The organism is Pantoea sp. FN0302 (assembly GCF_050113775.1).
GTDB classification, from domain to species: Bacteria; Pseudomonadota; Gammaproteobacteria; order Enterobacterales; family Enterobacteriaceae; genus Mixta; species Mixta alhagi.
In genome coordinates this window covers 352,722-370,040 of record NZ_JBNJSM010000001.1, presented here as the reverse complement: position 1 = coordinate 370,040, position 17,319 = coordinate 352,722, and the positions used below count along the sequence as shown (strand labels likewise).

Genomic DNA, 17,319 nt, shown 5'->3' with positions numbered 1-17,319 from the left:
ATAGAGATTTTATTTTTCAGGCTGCTTTTTCCTGGCTGGCGTTATATACCCGATTAAAAACATAAGAAGCGTTCGGTTGCCGCCTTGCTGCACCCTGAATTTTGATGTTTTGTGATTATTGTTTGTCGAACCAGGCGCGCAGCTGCGTTTCCAGTTCATTGATATCGATAATGTTCTTAATCACCACCAGCTTGCTTTCCGGCACGCTGGCGCTGGCGGCGATATCCTTTGCCATAACAAACAGGTCTGCCGCGTCAGGCGTTGCGGAAGAGAGATCGGCATGCTCTACCTCCGCCTCTCTGCTTAGTTTTTTCAGTACTTTTTTAATATTCATTTCGATCATAAAACTGCTGCCAAGACCGGAACCGCAAATAGCCATGATTTTCATGTTTACCACCTTTTTGAGTAGAGAGGCCCCCACCACGCTGGCGCGTAATGTATTTAAAATCGAAATGCGAAGTGAATTCAGAAGCGTTCGATAATCTTTTTAATATCCTCCACGCTTTTCGCCTGATGTAATTGTTCCATATCCTTATCGCTGGAAAACAATTCCGCCAGCGCAGATATCATTTCAATATGGCTATGTTTATCAGGCGCCGCGAGCATTACTATCAGATCTACCGGGTCAAAGGCTTCAGACTTAAAGGCTACGCCGCGTTTTAGCTTGAGCAGCGATAGCCCTAATCCTTTTGCTCCCTCTTCCGGTCTGGCATGCGGCATCGCCAGCCCGGGTGCCAGCACATAATAAGGTCCCAGCTGGCGATGCTGCTCAATCATTGCCGTAACGTAATTGGGTGTGATGACTCCGGCCTCCAGCAACGGCCTGGCCGCGAGTTCCAGCGTCTGCGGCCATGCTTCTACGCTCTCCTGTAGCCTGATGGTGGCGTCATGCAGCCATTGTTTAAGCACTTTTCTGTTCCGCCGTTTAGCACAAGATGAACAAACTTTATGCAAGGCAACAATTGTTAACCGTGATAATAATCACAAAGATAGCGCTACCAAAAAGTATCATGCAAAATTGTGATAGCGCTATCAAAGCGTAATCCTGGCAGGAATTCACAGTAAGCAAAGAGGCTTAAGGCGTATACTCTCTGCTATGTGAAGCGAAGGAAGACACTCAGCGTCTGGTCAGCAGGAATGTGTATGTCTCTAACCCGAAAACGGCGCAGTACCGGTAAAGTCACGCTTGCTGATGTGGCTCAGCTTGCCGGTGTGGGCACCATGACCGTATCCCGTGCGTTACGTACGCCTGAACAGGTTTCCGATAAATTACGTGAAAAAATTGACGCTGCGGTGCAGACGCTGGGATATATGCCCAATCTTGCCGCCAGCGCGTTGGCATCAGCCTCATCCAGAACCATCGCCATGGTGGTGCCCAACCTTGCCGAGGCGGGCTGCCCGGAGATGTTTGCCGGGCTGCAACAGGCGCTACAGCCTGCCGGATATCAGATTATGCTGGCGGAATCGCGCCATCGTCTTGAACAGGAAGAGAAGCTGCTGGAAACGCTACTCGCTTCCAATATTGCCGCCGCAGTTTTGTTGAGCGTTGAGCACAGCGATACCGTGCGCCACTGGCTGCACAACGCCGCGATCCCGGTGATGGAAATAGGCGCAATACGCGCCGATCCTGTTGATATGAATATTGGCATTGATAACGTTGCCGCAATGTACGAACTCACCGACATGCTTATCCAGCGCGGTTACCAGAATATCGGCATGCTCTGCGCTAATCAGGAACAGTGGATTTTTCAGCAGCATCTGCAGGGCTGGTATAAAGCGATGCTGCGCCATCATTTATCGCCCCATCGCGTGATCAACGCGGCGCTTCCGCCTAATTTTTCCACCGGCGCCTCTCAGCTACCGGAATTTTTACTGGCGTGGCCAGAACTGGACGCGCTGGTCTGCGTTTCCGACGAGTTGGCCTGCGGTGCGCTGTATGAATGCCAGCGCCGACGGATCAAAGTGCCGGACGAGCTGGCGGTGGTGGGTTTTGGCGACAGCGATGTCAGCCGCGTTTGTCAGCCGCCGTTAACCACCATCGCGGTGCCGCATCGCAAAATTGGTATCGAGGCGGGACGCGTACTGCTGGCGCGTTTAAACCATGAGGAGTGGAGCGATCGGCAACCGATCGCTTCCAGTTTATGTTTGCGGGATAGCTGCTGAGGAATTATTCCGCCTTGACCTGTTTTTCCTGCCTGGCCGGTTCGTTATTGGCGTTGCGGCTGAGCCACAGCGATAGCGCCTTCAGCGAATCGGAGGTGAATTCATCACAGCGGGCGGTGATCTCCTCCGGGGTCAGCCAGAAAACCTCAACCACTTCTTCCGGCTGCATGGCAAACGGGCCGTGAGAAACGCAGCTGAACAGCGCGCCCCAGACGCGGCAGTGTTCATCTTCAAAATAGAACTGACCATGTTCGGCGAACGGCACGGCAGCGATACCCAACTCCTCTTCCGCCTCACGACGTGCAGACTCCAGATACCCTTCCCCGCTTTGCACCACGCCGCCTGCGCACGCATCCAGCATGCCGGGCAGAAAATCTTTCGTTTCCGTTCGGCGCTGCACCAGAATATTACCCATGCCGTCGTGCACCACTATATAGGTAGCGCGATGACGCAAATGTTGTGCCCGCATCTGGGCACGGCTGGACTGAGCGATAACTTCGTTATCTTCGTTAACGATATCTACCCATTCAGTGCCGGCATCCTGACCTTGCTCCACCATCAGTAACCCTTTTCGTTCTGGCGCCCATTGCGCGATGATATTTCCCACAGGTTTTGCGTTACGTTGACGCAAACCGCCATAACTTAAAGGCTTCGCCTGCCGGACGCAAGCCGGGCGATTAGCCTTTTTTAACCGACTCTCCCAGCCACAGCTGAACCGAGGCGCGCTGCCACTGAAACCAGGCGTATTGCGCCAGATTTTCCGGCAATTCATCACCATGCAAAGCCAGACGATTCAGCATAATAGCCAGGTCGGTATCAGCAATAGACCATTCGCCAAACAGGTTCTGTTGCCCTGCGCTCAGCAAACGTTGCGCGCCTTCGATAAGTTTAGCGGCGCTCTGGCGCGCTTCCTCGCTAAGCGGTGAATATTTTTCACCGGCAAAGATAACTTCTGTAGGGCGTTCCTGACGGAGCGGCATAAAATCGCTGCGCAGCCACGCCTGCAGTTCGCGCGCACGGGCGCGTTTCTCGCGATCGTGTGGATAGAGACGTTCATAGTCGGGCGCAGGAAAACACTCTTCCAGATATTCAATAATCGCTGAGGATTCGCTGAGATACAGACTATCCAGCGCCAACGCAGGAACGCGGCGGGTCAGCGAAATGGCCGCATACTCTTTGGTCAGATGTGCGGCATGTGCCAGATCGACTCGCTGTAGCGTAAAAGGTAGTGCTTTTTCCCTCAGGGCGACATAAACGGACATCACCCAGGGACTGTAGCAATGAGCATCTGACCACAGCTTAATTGTAGGGTATTGCATGCGGTTCTCTCCTGCGAGTTAACGATCGGTATATTTGGCCAATCGATAATAGCACCACTGTAAAGGTTCTCTTCTATGCTGAATAAAGAGTGATAAAACAGGGATGAGGCCTGGCATGCAAATATTAATTACCGGCGCTACCGGCCTGATTGGGCGTCATCTGGTGACGCATCTGCTGGCGCGTGGCGATCGCGTCAGCGTAGTAACGCGTAACGTCGAGGCGGCGCGCGATCTGCTTGGCCCGCAGGTCAGTATCTGGTCCGGGCTTAATCAACAGCGCGATCTCAACGGCATCGATGCGGTGATCAACCTTGCCGGCGAGCCCATTGCCAGCAAACGCTGGACGCCACAGCACAAGCAGCTGCTGTGTGAAAGCCGCTGGCAAATCACCGAGCGGCTGGCCTCATTAATCAACGCCAGCAGCGAGCCGCCTGCAGTACTGATTTCCGGTTCGGCCACCGGTTATTATGGCAATGCTGGCGAGTCAGTATTAACCGAAGAGGATAGCGGTCACGATGAGTTTACCCATCAGCTTTGCGCCCGCTGGGAAGCGCTGGCGATGACCGCCGCCAGCGATCGTACCCGCGTTTGCCTGCTGCGCACCGGCGTCGTACTGGCAAAAGAGGGCGGCGCGCTGGCGCAGATGAAAAAACCCTTTCTGCTGGGCCTCGGCGGTCCCATCGGCAACGGACGTCAGTTTCTGCCGTGGATCCACCTGGAGGATATGCTGAGCGGCATTCTCTGGCTGCTGGACCATCCGTTGCAGGGGCCTTTCAATATGGTTGCGCCGTATGCGGTACGCAACGAACAGTTTGCCGCCACGCTGGGTAAGGTGATGCATCGCCCGGCTCTGATACGCACGCCGGCCAGCGCAATAAAGCTGCTGATGGGGGAATCCTCGGTGCTGGTGCTGGGCGGACAGCATGTGTTGCCCCAGCGGCTGGAGGCATCCGGCTTCCGCTTCCGCTGGTATGAGCTGGATAAGGCGCTGGCCGACGTCATATAAACACCCTGATAAAAAACGGCTGACCGGCGCAGAGCTATCCGCTTATAACGCCCCTGCCAGGCTATTTCAGCACGCCGGAAAGAAACTGCTGGAGACGCGCGCTTTTCGGTTGGCTGAAAAGCGTCTCTGGCGGCCCTTCCTCTTCTATTTTGCCCTGATGCAGAAAAATAACGTGGCTGGAGACATGGCGGGCAAACTCCATTTCGTGCGTGACCACTACCATGGTTTTCCCCTCTTCCGCCAGCTTCTGCATAATGCGCAGCACTTCGCCCACCAGTTCAGGATCAAGCGCTGAGGTTGGCTCATCAAACAGCAGCACATCCGGCTCCATCGCCAGCGCACGGGCAATGGAAACGCGCTGTTGCTGACCGCCGGAGAGGTTGACCGGATACTTCGCCTGAGCGCGCTCGTCAATGCCCACCTTATTGAGATAGCGCAGCGCGCGTTCCCGCGCCTCGGTCTTGCTCAATCCCAGCACCTGAATCGGCGCTTCCATGACATTCTCCAGCACCGTCATATGGTTCCAGAGATTAAAGTGCTGAAATACCATGGTGAGACGCGTACGCAGCAGGCGCAGCTGCTCTTTATTGGCGACTTTCAGCTGCCCGTCACCGTCACGCACCAGCTTTATAGGCTGGTTATTGACCGCAATCGATCCTTCGCTGGGCTTTTCCAGAAAGTTTATACAGCGCAGGAAGGTGCTTTTCCCGGAGCCGGACGATCCGATAATGGTAATCACATCACCGGCGTTTGCCTGGAGCGATACGCCTTTTAACACCTCATGCTCACCATAGCGTTTGTGCAGTTCGGTAACGTTGAGTTTATTTTCAGCCATAGTCATACTCAGTGGGACGATGAAGGTTTAAGGTGCGCCAGCCAGCGTTTTTCCGCCTTGCGGAACAGGCTAATCAGCACGTACGAAATCACTAAATAGATCACTGCCGCAATGCCAAAGGCGGTAAACGGCTGATAGGTTGCGGCATTGATATCACGCGCGATTTTCAGCAGATCGGGAACGGTGGCGGTAAAGGCCAGCGCCGTTGAGTGCAGCATTAAGATCACTTCATTGCTGTAGGCAGGCAGTGCGATACGCAGCGCCGCAGGCAGAATAATGCAGCGATAGAGCTTAAAAGTAGAGAAACCATAGGCGCGCGCCGCCTCAATTTCTCCATGCGGGACGGAGCGAATCGCACCAGCAAAAATCTCGGTGGTGTAAGCGCAGGTATTCAGCGTAAAAGCCAGCAGCGTACAGTTCAGTCCGCTGCGGAAAAAGGCGCTGAGCAGCTCCGATCCCTTGACCACTTCCAGCGTATACATGCCGGAATAGATGATCAGCAGTTGCACATAGAGCGGCGTGCCGCGAAAAATATACGTAAAAAACCATACCGGCGCGCGCACCGCTCTGTTTGGCGAAACGCGCGCGATAGCCAGCAGCACCGCCAGGGCACCGCCGACGGTCACCGAAAGGATTAACAGCCACAGCGTAATTGCCACGCCGGTGAAGCGATAGCCGTCGGTCCAGAGCAGCGCTTTCCAGTATTCCTGTAAAATCTCGATCATAGCTCGGCCTTCTTCACGCCAACGGAATAGCGACGCTCCAGCCACCACAGTACGCCGTTTGATAAGGTAGTGAACAGCAGATAGATAATGCCGGCGACAAGGGCGAACCAGAACGGCTGCCAGGTGCTTTTGCCAGCCAGCTGGGTCGCTTTTACCACATCCTCCAGCCCCAGCAACGAAACCAGCGCCGTGGCTTTCAGCACCACCTGCCAGTTGTTGCCGATGCCGGGCAGCGCAAAACGCATCATGGAAGGGAAAAGAATGCGGCGAAATACCTGCGAGCCGGTAAAGCCAAAGGCGGTTGCCGCTTCTATCTGCCCTTTCGGTACCGCCATAAAAGCGCCACGGAAGGTTTCGGTAAAATAGGCACCATAGATGAAGCCGAGAGTGATCACCCCGGCCGCCATCGGATCGATATCAAACTGCGCGATCCCCAGCATGGTGGTAATTTGGTTGAGTGCGATCTGCAGACCATAAAAGATCAGCAGCATCAACACCAGATCGGGCACGCCGCGTATCAGCGTGGTATAAGCCTCAGACAGCAGCGCCAGCGGACGATGGCGCGACAGGCGTGCGCCAGCGCCCACCAGACCTAAAATCACCGCGAGCAATACCGAGCTGAGCGCCAGCTCCAGCGTCACCAGCGCGCCGCGCAAGATAACTTCAGAATAGCCATACAGCATCAACGAAATCCTGGCGTAACAGAAGAAACAAAATGCCGCTCGCGCTAAGCAAGCGGCCATAACGGTCGGCGATTAATTACCGTAAACGTTAAAATCAAAATACTTTTTCGCGATCTTGTCATAGGTGCCATCTTTGCGCATTTCAGCAAAGGCTTTATCAATGGCCGCCTTCAGTTCGCTATCTTCTTTGCGCAGCCCGATACCGGTGCCGACGCCAAAGATTTTGTCATCTTTTACTGCCGGACCGGCAAAGGCGTAATCTTTGCCCACCGGCTGTTTCAGAAAGCCTTCGCTCGCCTGCACTTCATCCTGGAAAGCGGCATCGATGCGGCCCGCATTCAGATCCTGATAGACCAGATCCTGATTAGCGTAAGGCGTGATGGTAACGCCTTTCGGACGCCAGTACTGATTCGCATAGGTTTCCTGGGTGGTGCCCTGCAGCAGGCCGATATTTTTCCCTTTTAACGACTCCGGCGTTGGCTCCAGTTTTGCGCCTTTTGGCGCTACCAGCCGCGAGTTAGCGGCATAAAGCTTGTCAGAGAAGGCGATCTCCTGCTGACGCTTTTCAGTGATAGAGAGCGAAGAGATAATAAAATCAATTTTCTTCGCCTTCAGCGAGGGGATCAGCGCATCAAAATCGCTCTCCACATAGGTACAGCGAGCCTCAATACGTTTGCAGATCTCATTGGCCAGATCGATATCAAAACCGACCAGCTCGCCCTGCGCATTTTTCGATTCAAACGGCGGATAGGTGGGATCGTTACCGATACGCAGCGTTTTCGGTACGGCAGCGCCGACAGTGCCTGCGAAAGCCAGCAGCAAAGAGAGAGCCAAAACTCGCTTTTTCATGGGTTATCCTCAAGTGAAGAGCTTATAGTTATGTGAGATGTGACAGGTTTGCTTTCAGGAAACTGCACTTTTCATGCCAGTTTACAATGCTGCGGCATGAATGACGTCTGGCCTTCACGGCAGCAAAAAACGGACATAAGCGCTTCGTTTGTGAATGAAATATAGCAGGCTTGAAAAGAGGAAAAAGCGACATTGTTACGTTTTGGTGCATGACCTGCACGAAAAGTGATCCAGGCCGGATTAATGCACCAAAACAGAACATTTTATGTGAGGTTATGCACCCTGCCAGCGCGTGAACAGATCTTCCGGCAGAGTAATATCAAACTGATCGAGTACGCGATTCAGCGTTTGATCGACTACCTCCATCAGGCTCTGCGGGCGATGATAAAAGGCTGGCACCGGCGGCATCACAACGGCGCCCAGCTCGGCGGCAGCGGTCATCATCCGCAGATGTCCCAGATGCAGCGGCGTTTCCCGCACGCACAACACAAGGCGTCGACGCTCTTTCAGTACCACGTCGGCGGCTCGCGTCAGCAGCCCATCGCTATAGCTGTTAACGATGCCGGAGAGCGTTTTCATCGAACAGGGTAAAATCGCCATCCCTGCGGTTTTAAACGAACCGGAAGAGATGCTGGCAGCGATATCACGCACATCATGCACCACATCGGCAAATCCCTGAACTTCGCGCAGGGTAAAATCTGTCTCCAGCGCCAGCGTTTGGCGGGCGGCATTGCTCATCACCAGGTGCGTTTCAATTTCCGGCAGCGGCTTTAAAAGCTGTAACATGCGAACGCCGTAAATGACGCCGCTGGCGCCGGAAATGCCAACGATCACTCTTTTCATGAAAATACTTTCCTTATTGGTGGGAGGTTAAGTTTGGACGCCCGCCCACAAGATTACAATCAAACCGTTAACGCGACGCCCTTTAGCACCTCTGCCTGTGCAGCAAAAAGATGAATAAGGTGATCGGCTACCACTCTGACCCGACGCGAATGCGCCAGATCGGCATGCATTACCAGCCACACCGGCTGCTCAACGCCCGGCTCCGCCAGCAGACAATGCAACCCTGCCCGCTGCGCCAGAAAATGAGGCAGCAGCGCTAACCCCATCCCGGCAACGGCGGCGGAAAGCTGTGCCGCCAGCGTATTGGTTTCCAGCCGACAGGGACGCCCGCGCAAGGTACGTAAAAGCCATTTTGCTGCAGGCAGATGATGATGCGTTTCCGCCCAGCCAATAAAATCATCATGCTCGAAAGCGGCGTTCTCTTTATCGAAGCGCCGGGTGGTCAGATAAGAGGCTGACCCGTACAGGCCGAAGCCCAGCGTGCCTACGCGTTTTATCGTTAAATTACCCGCTTCAGGGCGCACCATGCGTACTGCCAAATCGGCATCGCGGCGGTGCAGATTCACCGTTTCCAGGCCGCTGATGACCTCCACCCGCAGTTCAGGATGCTGCGAGAAAAGCGCCCCCAGCGAAGGGATAATCAGCGGGTTTGCCAGATTTTCCGCCGTCGCCAGCCTTACCACTCCCGCCACCTTGCCCTGGGTTTGCGCCGCCTCGCCAAAAGCAAGTGCGGCATGTTCCAGCGCTTCAGCCCGTTCCAGCAGCGCTTCGCCATCATCGGTCAGACGATAGCCGGTCTGATGGCGGCTGAAAAGCGGTACGCCCAGCGCGGTTTCAAGCCGATCCAGACGGCGCGACAGCGTGGCGATCCCGATGCGCAGTTCATCTGCAGCACGACTTAAGGTGCCGCTGCGGGCAACGGCAAGAAATATCCGGGCATCATCCCAGTGAATAGAGGCGTACATTTTGTTTTTCAAAAATGGAAAACGGAACGCCGATTTTAACGCTACTTCGCCAATAGAGAAAAGCAGATACTTCCTGCAACCAACAGGAGGAGCAAAAATGCAACAACGACAGCTGACAAAAAATCTGCAGGTTTCTGCACTGGGCCTGGGCTGCATGGGAATGAGCGAATTCTACGGGCCGCGCGATGACGCTGCCTCGCTGCGCGTACTGGAACAGGCGCTGGATAGCGGAATTAACTTCTTTGATACGGCAGATATGTATGGTCCTTATCACAACGAAGAGATCATTGGTCGCTTTCTGGCCTCCCGGCGGCAACAGATAAAAATTGCGACCAAGTTCGGCATTGTGCGCCAGCCGGGGGAATACCGTCGCCATATCGATAACAGCGCGGACTATGCCCGCCGCAGCTGTGAAGCTTCGCTGCGACGTTTGGGCATTGAGCAGATCGATCTCTATTACGTTCACCGTCTGGATAGCGCAACGCCGGTGGAAGAGACAATGGAAACGCTGGCACAGCTGGTACGTGAAGGAAAAATTGCCCATATCGGCCTGTGCGAAGTTAGTGCAGCCACGCTAAAACGGGCGCATGCGGTTCATCCGGTGGCGGCACTTCAAACGGAATATTCACTCTGGACACGCGAGGTAGAAAACGCTGTGCTGCCGACCTGCCGGGAGCTGGGTATCGGACTGGTGGCCTACTCTCCGCTTGGGCGCGGCTTTTTAACCGGTCGCTTTCAGCCAACGACAACCTTTGTGCCCGGCGATTTCCGCGCCAGCCTGCCCCGTTTTCAGCCGGAAAATATCGCCAGGAACCAGCCGCTTGCTGAAGTGATCGCTGCGTTGGCGACAGAAAAAGCGTGTACCGCCGCCCAGATTACCCTTGCCTGGCTGCTGGCGCAGGGAGAAGACATTATTCCCATTCCCGGCACCTGTAATCGCCTGCATTTGCAGGAGAATGCGGCGGCGCTCAAGGTAACGTTAAGCCCGCAAGAACTAACGGCATTACGGGAGGCGGTGACGGCATTACCGGTAGCTGGCGAACGTTATACCGCAGAAGGCATGAAAGGTCTTGATGCGTAAGCAACTTAAGAAAAGGAACCAGATATGAGCAGAACCGCAATTCTTGAGAAGCCAGCCATTCAGAGCTGGCGTAGCTGGCTGGCCGTGGTGGCGCTGGGCATTAGCGCTTTTACTATTGTGACCAGCGAACTGGCCCCGATCGGCCTGCTCTCGGCGCTGGCGCAGGATTTTAACCAGTCTCAGGCCGGGACCGGGATCATCGTCACGGCCTATGCCTGGGTAGCAGCGGTAGCCGCACTGCTTTCCGGGGCTTTGCCGCAGCGCGTTCCGCGCCACATGCTGCTGACCGGCATGATGCTGGTATTGGCAGCATCCTGCCTTGCCGTCGCCTGGGCCAGTTCTTTCAATCTGCTGCTGGCGGCACGCATCACTGGCGCGCTGGCTCATGGTGCTTTTTGGGCATTGATCGGCACCGTTGCCGCCCAGTTGGTTCCGCCTGCCCGCTTTGGATTAGCGACCGCAATTATTTTTGGCGGGGTTTCCGCTGCCAGTGTGGCAAGCGTGCCACTGGCTAATTTTCTGGCGAACGTGGCGGGATGGCGCAGCGCCTTTATTATTGTTGCCGTGATTGCTCTGTTAACCGCCTGCGTTATCGCCTGCAGCGTTCCACCTCTGCGGGCGACATCTCCGATCGGGCTGCGTGCACTGTCAGCGCTCTTAACGCAGCGCACTTTTTTACAGCTTTATCTCGCCACTGCCTGTGTGATTACCGCGCATTTTGCAGCCTTTACCTGGATAGAACCCTTGTTGTCAGAAACCTTACAGTTGCCTGCCCCGCTGGTAAGCATGCTGCTGTTGGTATTCGGACTGGCGGGTATTGTTGGCAATGTGCTGGCGGGTAAGCTTATCGATCGTCATTTGAAAGGTCTGGCGATTGCAGCACTAATCATGGCGGCTGCCGCCGTTGCGCTGTTAGCCATATTGCCTTTACAGCGGCATCCGGCTGTAACTGGATTACTGCTGTTGGGCTGGGGAACAGGCATTGCGGTGATTTTTGTCGGCTTTCAAACGTGGCTGTTACGGCTGGCTGGCGCTGCCGCGCAGGCCGCTTCGGCAATTTATGTCGCTATTTTCAATGTGGCGATTGGCTCAGGTGCGCTGGCGGGAAGCCTGCTCCTGCGCTTCACATCAATTGATGGTGTGCTGCTGACGGCATCGGTGGCGATTCTGCTCGGACTGCTCCCGATCCTGCTGTTGCCTCCGCCGGTAGAGCATTAAGTTTTTGACGGGGCTTGCCGCTATGGGAACCCCTGTTAGTTTTATGCTAAGCAACGTCATGATGCGGTAGCTAATTCAAGCTGATTGTAGAGTTTGCGGCGTAAGTTATTAAGCTTTCTATTTTCATAAAGCAAAGGTATACCCTCTTTATGAAGAACAAGATCGTTAAATGATCCCATGCCGCCATATAGCGCCTTCAGCGATCTAAGCGATGACTCGTAGTCCATATCAAGCGCCGAGCCTAAATTTTCAAATTCTTTCGCCCATGAAAGCTCATCATTGGATGAGAGTATACAGGCAATATCAGTAATGATTTTTCGTATCTCATGCTTCATTTTAAACCTCCGCTGCTCAGTACTTTAACGCCAGGAATTTCCCACGGCTCCATTATTAACACTTGTTCCGTACCGCCCGAATAAAGGGCATTCTGATATCCAACCTCACCCACATACACCCTGGTTCCCGCAGGGATTTGTATTTTATGATAGCTATCAAGGGGTGATTTATTACCGTTAGGCCACCTGGGTAACAAGGCTTTATCTATGCGGGTTTGTAGTATGCCTTGAGGTTGTTCATATCCGAAAAACTGGCCCAATGGCCTATTGGCTACGCCACCCCGAAAGAATGTCGTATCGGTTGATAATATTATTTCTTTGTATATGCCACCAGAAAATGTCCCGGCGATATCATTAGGTAACGGTCCTGGCTTTATCATTGAGTATTCTCCCTCAACCTTTCCAAGAACATGTAAGCTTCTTAGTTCAAAAATTTTACTGCTTGCACCTAAATGACCCATACCGAAAGCAGCTGCAACAGAAGCGCCTGCGATAAGCAGGCCTTTGACCTCGTCAGACATCATCTGCTGATAACCGGCGAGCGCATCGCCTCCGAGCTGTTCTGCGGTCTGTCTGAAACCGTCGGGATTACCGTTATACATCCCGCCTGCCGCCAGCAGCCGTCCGGCGGTTTTGCTGTTGATGATGTTCAACGGCGCGGACTGCTTTACCTTCGCCTGCCGGGCAGGTAACACCGTGGGACGTGGTTTTCCGCCCCTCCTGCTGTAGTCGCGGCGGGCAACCGACCGCTTATACTCACGGATAATATCCCGCGCCCCGTCAAACTTATACGCCAGAGGGTTGCGGCAAATCAGTTCGCCATGCTCATCAATATAAAACAACTCCCCCTTTGTGACAGAAGACCCGCCGAGCATCACCACCTCGCCGCTGAAGAGCATTCTTCGCAGCTTTTCCCGCTCCCGCGGCCCGTGCGGCGGCAGCTGGTTGGTATAACCGTTAACGTCGCGCTGATACATATTAATCAGCTGAAATCCCAACGTTGGACGGTCATCAAAAACGTATTTGCTGTCGATATGCCACCAGGCGGAATAAGGAGAAATAATTTCCTCATATTTTTCCGGGGCCAAATCGTCACGTGGCAGGTAATAAAGATCGGTTCCAGGCAGGCTGAAGCTCATGCATCATATCCTTATGATGGAAACACAGGATAAAAATCGCACATCCTGTCAGCAGCTTCAACCATAAAAACCTATGATTTTCATGAAATTAATAAATCAACTACAACGGTTCCTGTGATTATCGCTGGAAAGATTTATTGGCTGAGAATAACGTTTTCACTTCAGCCAGCTTAGAACCAGCGCCGTAAAATAGAGGCCCATGCCAAACACCAGGTGGGTCATCAGGCTGCGCAGGCGCGCCCTGGCTGGCGAAGCTGTTTTCGCGGCGGCAATGCCAAAACCCAACATTGGTTGCATAATAAAAAACGGAAAACAAAGCGTCAGCATGCCGGTCAACAATGCAGGCGCAAGCGTCGGCTGATACAGCCACGTTTTGCCCGTTAGCATTATCAACAGCGCCGCAAACACGATTCCCGTAACGTAGTGAATCAGCCAGCCAACTAATTTTTCTCCCTTATGCGGTGGCGTCGACATAATCGGACAGTGAACCCATTTTCCGTGCCGCAGCCACAGCAAAGCCCTGCCCACCAGCGCATAATCCAGCGACGGGACAGAAAAAAAACGCCGCTGCGAAAATCCCCATACATCCATTACTGCTGTCGCGCCAATCCCTGTAGCGATGACATCTAATACGAGATTTTCCATCTTTACCGCCCCCTTTTATGTTGAAATGTTAAGCTGTGCGGCATTGTGCAACCTGAAGCTGACTTCAAGTCAACAGAAAAACAGGACCTGAAATGAAAGCGTTAGATATTGCAGAGGTGGTAAAAATATCGGGCGTATCACCTTCTGCGCTGCGGTTTTATGAAAAGAAAGGACTCATTACGCCGACAGGCAGAAAAGGATTACGGCGACAGTACCAGGCAGAAGTCATACAAACGCTGGCGTTGGTGGCTTTAGGAAGACTGGCAGGTTTTACGCTGGATGAAATAGCTGAGGTTGTTAACCCTAAAGGCTATGCAATCCAGCGCGAACAGCTGATGGCGAAAGCAGAGGAAATTGATAACACGATTAAGCGTCTGGCAAAAGTACGCGACGGGCTACGTCACGTGGCGAACTGTAGCGCGCCCAGCCATATGCAGTGTCCGCAGTTTCAGAAAATCATCAAAGCTGCTCAGCGTTCTACAACACATCCCTGTCTAGTGAGGTAAAGCATGACCACCGTTACCCAGCCCAAAAAAGCGACGCTACATCTTTTATGTGGCAAGATCGCGTCAGGTAAATCCACGCTTTCGGCAAAATTAGCAGCTTCGCCCGGTACAGTGTTGATTAGCGAAGATCGATGGTTGGCGGCACTCTATGCTGATGAAATGCACTCTGTAGCAGATTATGTTCAGTATTCACTAAAACTCAGAAATGCAATGAAACCACACCTGGTTTCATTACTTGAGGCGGGAGTAAGCGTTGTTTTAGATTTTCCGGCAAATACGCTGGCAAACCGTGACTGGATGATGAGTATCATTACAGAATCTGGTGCTGAGCATTGTCTGCACTATCTCAAAGTTGCTGACGAAGTCTGTAAGTCCCGCTTACACGCACGCAACGCTGCAGGTTAGCATGATTTTTCAGCAACGGATGAACAGTTTCACCAGATAACGCGTTATTTTGTCGAACCCGGCGCAGACGAAGGTTTTCATGTAATTGAACACCCTTAAAGCCAATGCTGTGAGGTAAACCGCGTCAGACGGTATTGCTTTACAGGGCGTGAGTTAACTTGCTGGCAAACCCCATTGCTGGAGAAAATGGCAAAATCTTTTTGCCAGCGATAATTTACACAGGCTGCTTCGATATACATAACTCTCTGGCAGCCCATCAATCAATAATCGCGATAAAGCAGCATCATTAGTAAACCGGCGGCGTGACACCAGAATCTGCAGGCGTAACGATTTTTTCCAACTTACCAATTTGTGAAATATCACTTTGCGAAATCACACTGCTGATATTGGAATCAGGAAAACGGAGATCCTTGATAACATGTATTTTAGCAGGAGCGCCCTTACTGTCAGTATCCATCACCCATGCCAGAAAACCCCCAGCGTATTTGGCCAGGCTTCCAATCGGCGATGGTCCGTAGAGTTGAACATATTCAATAAGCGCGGCTTTTTCATAGGCGCTTCCCGCTTCATTTATCTGGCGGTAAGCCTCCAGCGGTGAGTGAGCCGGAATATCATTACGCGCGTGCTCTAACTTGTTGATCGCCTTAATCACCGAGACCAGTCGCGATAGCTCCGAAAGCTGCTCCCCACGTTTGCCTGCCGGATAACCCGTGCCGTCCAGACGTTCATTAGCATTTTCAATCACATCGCGGCAAACCGGGCCGGGCATCCAACCTGATTCCGGCAGTTTTCTGATAAGCTCTTGCACATGCCCGCGAAGAATTTCCTTCTGAGCGGGATTCATCGACAGTTTCAGGGACGGCAGACTGGCGCTCATTAACAGGGGTTTGCCCATAGTGTGCATGAGCGCACCCAGCACAGCTTCGCGCACCTGGGGATGATGCGGGTTACGCAGCAGCAGCATATCAGCCAGTTTACCGGCAACCTGCACAGCATGTCTGACCCATTCTGGCTTATTCCATAATACCGACAGGGCATAGAGAAAAGCTTTACGGTCTCGTCTCACCAGGCTGAGTATGCTATCGGCACAGCCATAAAAGACATCAATTGAGAACTGACTCCGGGACTTAAGATACATCAACCCGGCCTGGAGCTGGTGCGCCACGTTAATGACATCACTCTCCATCGGAATATGGCGCGCGCGTTTCTCACGCTCTATCGCTGCCAGTTTTAACATCTTTAATTCCTTATGACCGGGAATAAACAGAGGAGACTTGAAAATCAATTTACCGCTCATACCGATGCGGTAAGAAGCTTCTCTCTCTGCTTCATTTACAAAGTGAAACAGCGTCTGTAACTGAGACGATGAAAGATTGATAAAGTTAAAATAAACCGCAGCATAACCGTGATTGCCGAAGGGTCGGATATGACGAACCCTGCCTTCGGCAAAAAAGCTTTCGCCATTGGGAAACTCCAGCGTAATGCCGGGGATCTCCAGGCCTACGTCAAGCGCAATACTGTCGACCAGATCCACCTCAACCATACAGCAGTTGACGGATAACTCACGCAGCCTGCCTGGGACGTTAAGTTCATGCGGATAAACTTCAACATGGGCACGGGCCTGCATACCAAGAATAAAGGGCACACGAAGGGTGCCTTCGTCATCATTAGCGAAAATGGTATCAGGGAGTTGAAAATCAAGACGATACAACATGCTGTTCGTCTTGTGCAGTTTGGCAGGGATATTACTAAGACTATAGGTTTCCCGTTCAGTGGTGGGAGACCCTTTCAACGTTTCGATATCAAAGATCAATCCGTCACTGGTCAGATATTTTTCAATATTCGAGCCGCCATACTCCACTTCCAGGCTCATGTTACCGGTATTCAGGTTGAGCTCAGAGATTTCAGCCTTTAACGCATAGGGCATGTCCTCGGCATAAACAGACAGAGAATGTGTATACTGAAGTAGTGAACGAATGATATTTGATGAAGGAGAAGCATATTGAGTCATAATATAAACACCTGGCATTAAATTTAAAAGGAGTTGCCCGAAATGCCAGTTATCTGGCATCAGATATGGTTTATACCTATTATTAGGTAGATGGTACTTTGATACCTGTTATCAGGTGCAAGGCGCTTCTACTATCAATTCCCTGGTACATTCTTTTTTAAGACTGCTTGCTCAAAAATAATCGACCCGGAAAAGCCGAAGTCAAAGAACAGTAATGTTAAGAATGTAGTTCCCTTTAAAAAACATAATCAAGTCTGAATAAACAAATTTATTCGACGGGAAATATATATATTCTTTTTACATGAGGCGCAATAGTCTTAATAAAATGGCTGATTTACTGCATATTGTAATAAAGCAATATAATACAGTAATTTATGATAGAAAGCTTCCGATCACTTCTGGATACTTACTTTGCTTTACTTTATTTTACTTTAAACTAAAATTAACAAGCATAATAGATAAAGAATATATATAACAATAAGTTAAATCAAAGCCCTTATTGTCTGGACAGGTATTCAAATCAGCCAACTTATTAGCTAAATGAGGCGTCACTTTATCTTTTAACTGTAAATATCAAGCAGTTAACTAAAT

General features: G+C 52.2%; 19 protein-coding genes and 1 pseudogene. 6 read left to right on the top strand and 14 right to left on the bottom strand.

The window, feature by feature from the left end:
- Positions 1-115: 115 nt before the first annotated feature.
- Both ACQE32_RS01760 and ACQE32_RS01755 read right to left on the bottom strand, forming a co-directional pair.
- The gene (locus tag ACQE32_RS01760) at positions 116-388 is read right to left on the bottom strand and encodes a PTS sugar transporter subunit IIB (protein ID WP_250650450.1); all 273 of its coding nucleotides are present in this window, start codon (positions 386-388) and stop codon (positions 116-118) included.
- Between the two features lie 77 nt (positions 389-465).
- Positions 466-909, bottom strand: a complete 444-nt coding sequence (locus ACQE32_RS01755) for a PTS sugar transporter subunit IIA (protein ID WP_427021238.1) — start codon at positions 907-909, stop codon at positions 466-468.
- Positions 910-1,143: 234 nt separating this feature from the next.
- On the opposite strand from ACQE32_RS01755, the gene ACQE32_RS01750 reads away from it, so the two are divergent.
- Positions 1,144-2,163: a LacI family DNA-binding transcriptional regulator gene (locus ACQE32_RS01750; protein WP_426971863.1), complete on the top strand. Its 1,020-nt coding sequence runs from the start codon at positions 1,144-1,146 to the stop codon at positions 2,161-2,163.
- 4 nt (positions 2,164-2,167) lie between these two features.
- Here ACQE32_RS01750 and yfcD read toward each other — a convergent pair whose 3' ends face one another.
- Together yfcD and yfcF are read right to left on the bottom strand one after the other, a co-directional pair.
- Positions 2,168-2,722 (bottom strand): NUDIX hydrolase YfcD, encoded by a 555-nt coding sequence (yfcD, locus tag ACQE32_RS01745; protein WP_426971862.1) that lies wholly within the window; start codon positions 2,720-2,722, stop codon positions 2,168-2,170.
- Between the two features lie 118 nt (positions 2,723-2,840).
- The gene (yfcF, locus tag ACQE32_RS01740) at positions 2,841-3,482 is read right to left on the bottom strand and encodes a glutathione transferase (protein WP_426971861.1); all 642 of its coding nucleotides are present in this window, start codon (positions 3,480-3,482) and stop codon (positions 2,841-2,843) included.
- Between the two features lie 115 nt (positions 3,483-3,597).
- On the opposite strand from yfcF, the gene ACQE32_RS01735 reads away from it, so the two are divergent.
- Positions 3,598-4,488, top strand: coding sequence for a TIGR01777 family oxidoreductase (locus ACQE32_RS01735; protein ID WP_426971860.1), 891 nt, complete (start codon positions 3,598-3,600; stop codon positions 4,486-4,488).
- 61 nt (positions 4,489-4,549) lie between these two features.
- Here ACQE32_RS01735 and hisP read toward each other — a convergent pair whose 3' ends face one another.
- The 6 genes from hisP to ACQE32_RS01705 all read right to left on the bottom strand — a co-directional run bounded on the left by hisP (position 4,550) and on the right by ACQE32_RS01705 (position 9,388).
- Positions 4,550-5,323 (bottom strand): histidine ABC transporter ATP-binding protein HisP, encoded by a 774-nt coding sequence (gene hisP / locus ACQE32_RS01730; RefSeq protein WP_426971859.1) that lies wholly within the window; start codon positions 5,321-5,323, stop codon positions 4,550-4,552.
- Positions 5,324-5,331: 8 nt separating this feature from the next.
- Positions 5,332-6,048 carry an ABC transporter permease gene (locus tag ACQE32_RS01725; RefSeq protein WP_250650455.1) on the bottom strand — a complete coding sequence of 239 codons (717 nt, stop codon included), beginning with the start codon at positions 6,046-6,048 and terminating at the stop codon, positions 5,332-5,334.
- Positions 6,045-6,731, bottom strand: coding sequence for a histidine ABC transporter permease HisQ (locus ACQE32_RS01720; protein ID WP_250650456.1), 687 nt, complete (start codon positions 6,729-6,731; stop codon positions 6,045-6,047). The genes ACQE32_RS01725 and ACQE32_RS01720 overlap by 4 nt, the downstream gene beginning before the upstream one ends.
- A gap of 72 nt (positions 6,732-6,803) precedes the next feature.
- Entirely contained in the window at positions 6,804-7,580 is a 777-nt protein-coding gene (argT, locus tag ACQE32_RS01715) for a lysine/arginine/ornithine ABC transporter substrate-binding protein ArgT (protein WP_250650457.1), read from the bottom strand.
- Positions 7,581-7,853: 273 nt separating this feature from the next.
- Positions 7,854-8,423, bottom strand: a complete 570-nt coding sequence (locus ACQE32_RS01710; protein ID WP_250650458.1) for a UbiX family flavin prenyltransferase — start codon at positions 8,421-8,423, stop codon at positions 7,854-7,856.
- A gap of 59 nt (positions 8,424-8,482) precedes the next feature.
- Positions 8,483-9,388, bottom strand: a complete 906-nt coding sequence (locus ACQE32_RS01705) for a LysR family transcriptional regulator (RefSeq protein WP_426971858.1) — start codon at positions 9,386-9,388, stop codon at positions 8,483-8,485.
- 97 nt (positions 9,389-9,485) lie between these two features.
- On the opposite strand from ACQE32_RS01705, the gene ACQE32_RS01700 reads away from it, so the two are divergent.
- Together ACQE32_RS01700 and ACQE32_RS01695 are read left to right on the top strand one after the other, a co-directional pair.
- Complete coding sequence (locus ACQE32_RS01700; protein WP_426971857.1) at positions 9,486-10,469, top strand: aldo/keto reductase; 984 nt, start codon at positions 9,486-9,488, stop codon at positions 10,467-10,469.
- Positions 10,470-10,493: 24 nt separating this feature from the next.
- On the top strand, positions 10,494-11,687 hold the full coding sequence (locus tag ACQE32_RS01695; protein ID WP_427021237.1) for an MFS transporter: 1,194 nt from the start codon (positions 10,494-10,496) through the stop codon (positions 11,685-11,687).
- 56 nt (positions 11,688-11,743) lie between these two features.
- On the opposite strand, the gene ACQE32_RS01690 is transcribed toward ACQE32_RS01695, so the two are convergent.
- The 3 genes from ACQE32_RS01690 to ACQE32_RS01680 form a co-directional block, all read right to left on the bottom strand.
- Positions 11,744-12,022 carry a DUF6966 domain-containing protein gene (locus ACQE32_RS01690; protein WP_426971855.1) on the bottom strand — a complete coding sequence of 93 codons (279 nt, stop codon included), beginning with the start codon at positions 12,020-12,022 and terminating at the stop codon, positions 11,744-11,746.
- Positions 12,019-13,161, bottom strand: coding sequence for a hypothetical protein (locus tag ACQE32_RS01685; RefSeq protein WP_426971854.1), 1,143 nt, complete (start codon positions 13,159-13,161; stop codon positions 12,019-12,021). Before ACQE32_RS01685 ends, ACQE32_RS01690 begins: the two co-directional genes overlap by 4 nt.
- Positions 13,162-13,317: 156 nt before the next feature.
- Positions 13,318-13,806, bottom strand: a complete 489-nt coding sequence (locus ACQE32_RS01680) for a DUF2938 domain-containing protein (RefSeq protein WP_426971853.1) — start codon at positions 13,804-13,806, stop codon at positions 13,318-13,320.
- A 92-nt stretch (positions 13,807-13,898) separates the two neighbouring features.
- Between ACQE32_RS01680 and ACQE32_RS01675 the strand changes: the two genes are divergently transcribed.
- Positions 13,899-14,312 (top strand): helix-turn-helix domain-containing protein, encoded by a 414-nt coding sequence (locus ACQE32_RS01675; RefSeq protein ID WP_427021236.1) that lies wholly within the window; start codon positions 13,899-13,901, stop codon positions 14,310-14,312.
- A gap of 3 nt (positions 14,313-14,315) precedes the next feature.
- Positions 14,316-14,816 (top strand): annotated as a pseudogene (locus ACQE32_RS01670) (AAA family ATPase).
- 187 nt (positions 14,817-15,003) lie between these two features.
- On the opposite strand, the gene ACQE32_RS01665 reads toward ACQE32_RS01670, so the two are convergent.
- The gene (locus ACQE32_RS01665; protein ID WP_427021235.1) at positions 15,004-16,728 is read right to left on the bottom strand and encodes an HD domain-containing phosphohydrolase; all 1,725 of its coding nucleotides are present in this window, start codon (positions 16,726-16,728) and stop codon (positions 15,004-15,006) included.
- Between the last annotated feature and the right edge of the window lie 591 nt (positions 16,729-17,319).

Bases quoted from the DNA above. Each gene is read 5' to 3' on its own strand.
- ACQE32_RS01760 (WP_250650450.1), bottom strand. From the start codon at position 388: ATGAAAATCATGGCTATTTGCGGTTCCGGTCTTGGCAGCAGTTTTATG.
- ACQE32_RS01750 (WP_426971863.1), top strand. From the start codon at position 1,144: ATGTCTCTAACCCGAAAACGGCGCAGTACCGGTAAAGTCACGCTTGCT.
- yfcD (WP_426971862.1), bottom strand. From the start codon at position 2,722: ATGGTGGAGCAAGGTCAGGATGCCGGCACTGAATGGGTAGATATCGTT.
- yfcF (WP_426971861.1), bottom strand. From the start codon at position 3,482: ATGCAATACCCTACAATTAAGCTGTGGTCAGATGCTCATTGCTACAGT.
- ACQE32_RS01735 (WP_426971860.1), top strand. From the start codon at position 3,598: ATGCAAATATTAATTACCGGCGCTACCGGCCTGATTGGGCGTCATCTG.
- hisP (WP_426971859.1), bottom strand. From the start codon at position 5,323: ATGGCTGAAAATAAACTCAACGTTACCGAACTGCACAAACGCTATGGT.
- ACQE32_RS01725 (WP_250650455.1), bottom strand. From the start codon at position 6,048: ATGATCGAGATTTTACAGGAATACTGGAAAGCGCTGCTCTGGACCGAC.
- ACQE32_RS01720 (WP_250650456.1), bottom strand. From the start codon at position 6,731: ATGCTGTATGGCTATTCTGAAGTTATCTTGCGCGGCGCGCTGGTGACG.
- argT (WP_250650457.1), bottom strand. From the start codon at position 7,580: ATGAAAAAGCGAGTTTTGGCTCTCTCTTTGCTGCTGGCTTTCGCAGGC.
- ACQE32_RS01710 (WP_250650458.1), bottom strand. From the start codon at position 8,423: ATGAAAAGAGTGATCGTTGGCATTTCCGGCGCCAGCGGCGTCATTTAC.
- ACQE32_RS01705 (WP_426971858.1), bottom strand. From the start codon at position 9,388: ATGTACGCCTCTATTCACTGGGATGATGCCCGGATATTTCTTGCCGTT.
- ACQE32_RS01700 (WP_426971857.1), top strand. From the start codon at position 9,486: ATGCAACAACGACAGCTGACAAAAAATCTGCAGGTTTCTGCACTGGGC.
- ACQE32_RS01695 (WP_427021237.1), top strand. From the start codon at position 10,494: ATGAGCAGAACCGCAATTCTTGAGAAGCCAGCCATTCAGAGCTGGCGT.
- ACQE32_RS01690 (WP_426971855.1), bottom strand. From the start codon at position 12,022: ATGAAGCATGAGATACGAAAAATCATTACTGATATTGCCTGTATACTC.
- ACQE32_RS01685 (WP_426971854.1), bottom strand. From the start codon at position 13,161: ATGAGCTTCAGCCTGCCTGGAACCGATCTTTATTACCTGCCACGTGAC.
- ACQE32_RS01680 (WP_426971853.1), bottom strand. From the start codon at position 13,806: ATGGAAAATCTCGTATTAGATGTCATCGCTACAGGGATTGGCGCGACA.
- ACQE32_RS01675 (WP_427021236.1), top strand. From the start codon at position 13,899: ATGAAAGCGTTAGATATTGCAGAGGTGGTAAAAATATCGGGCGTATCA.
- ACQE32_RS01665 (WP_427021235.1), bottom strand. From the start codon at position 16,728: ATGACTCAATATGCTTCTCCTTCATCAAATATCATTCGTTCACTACTT.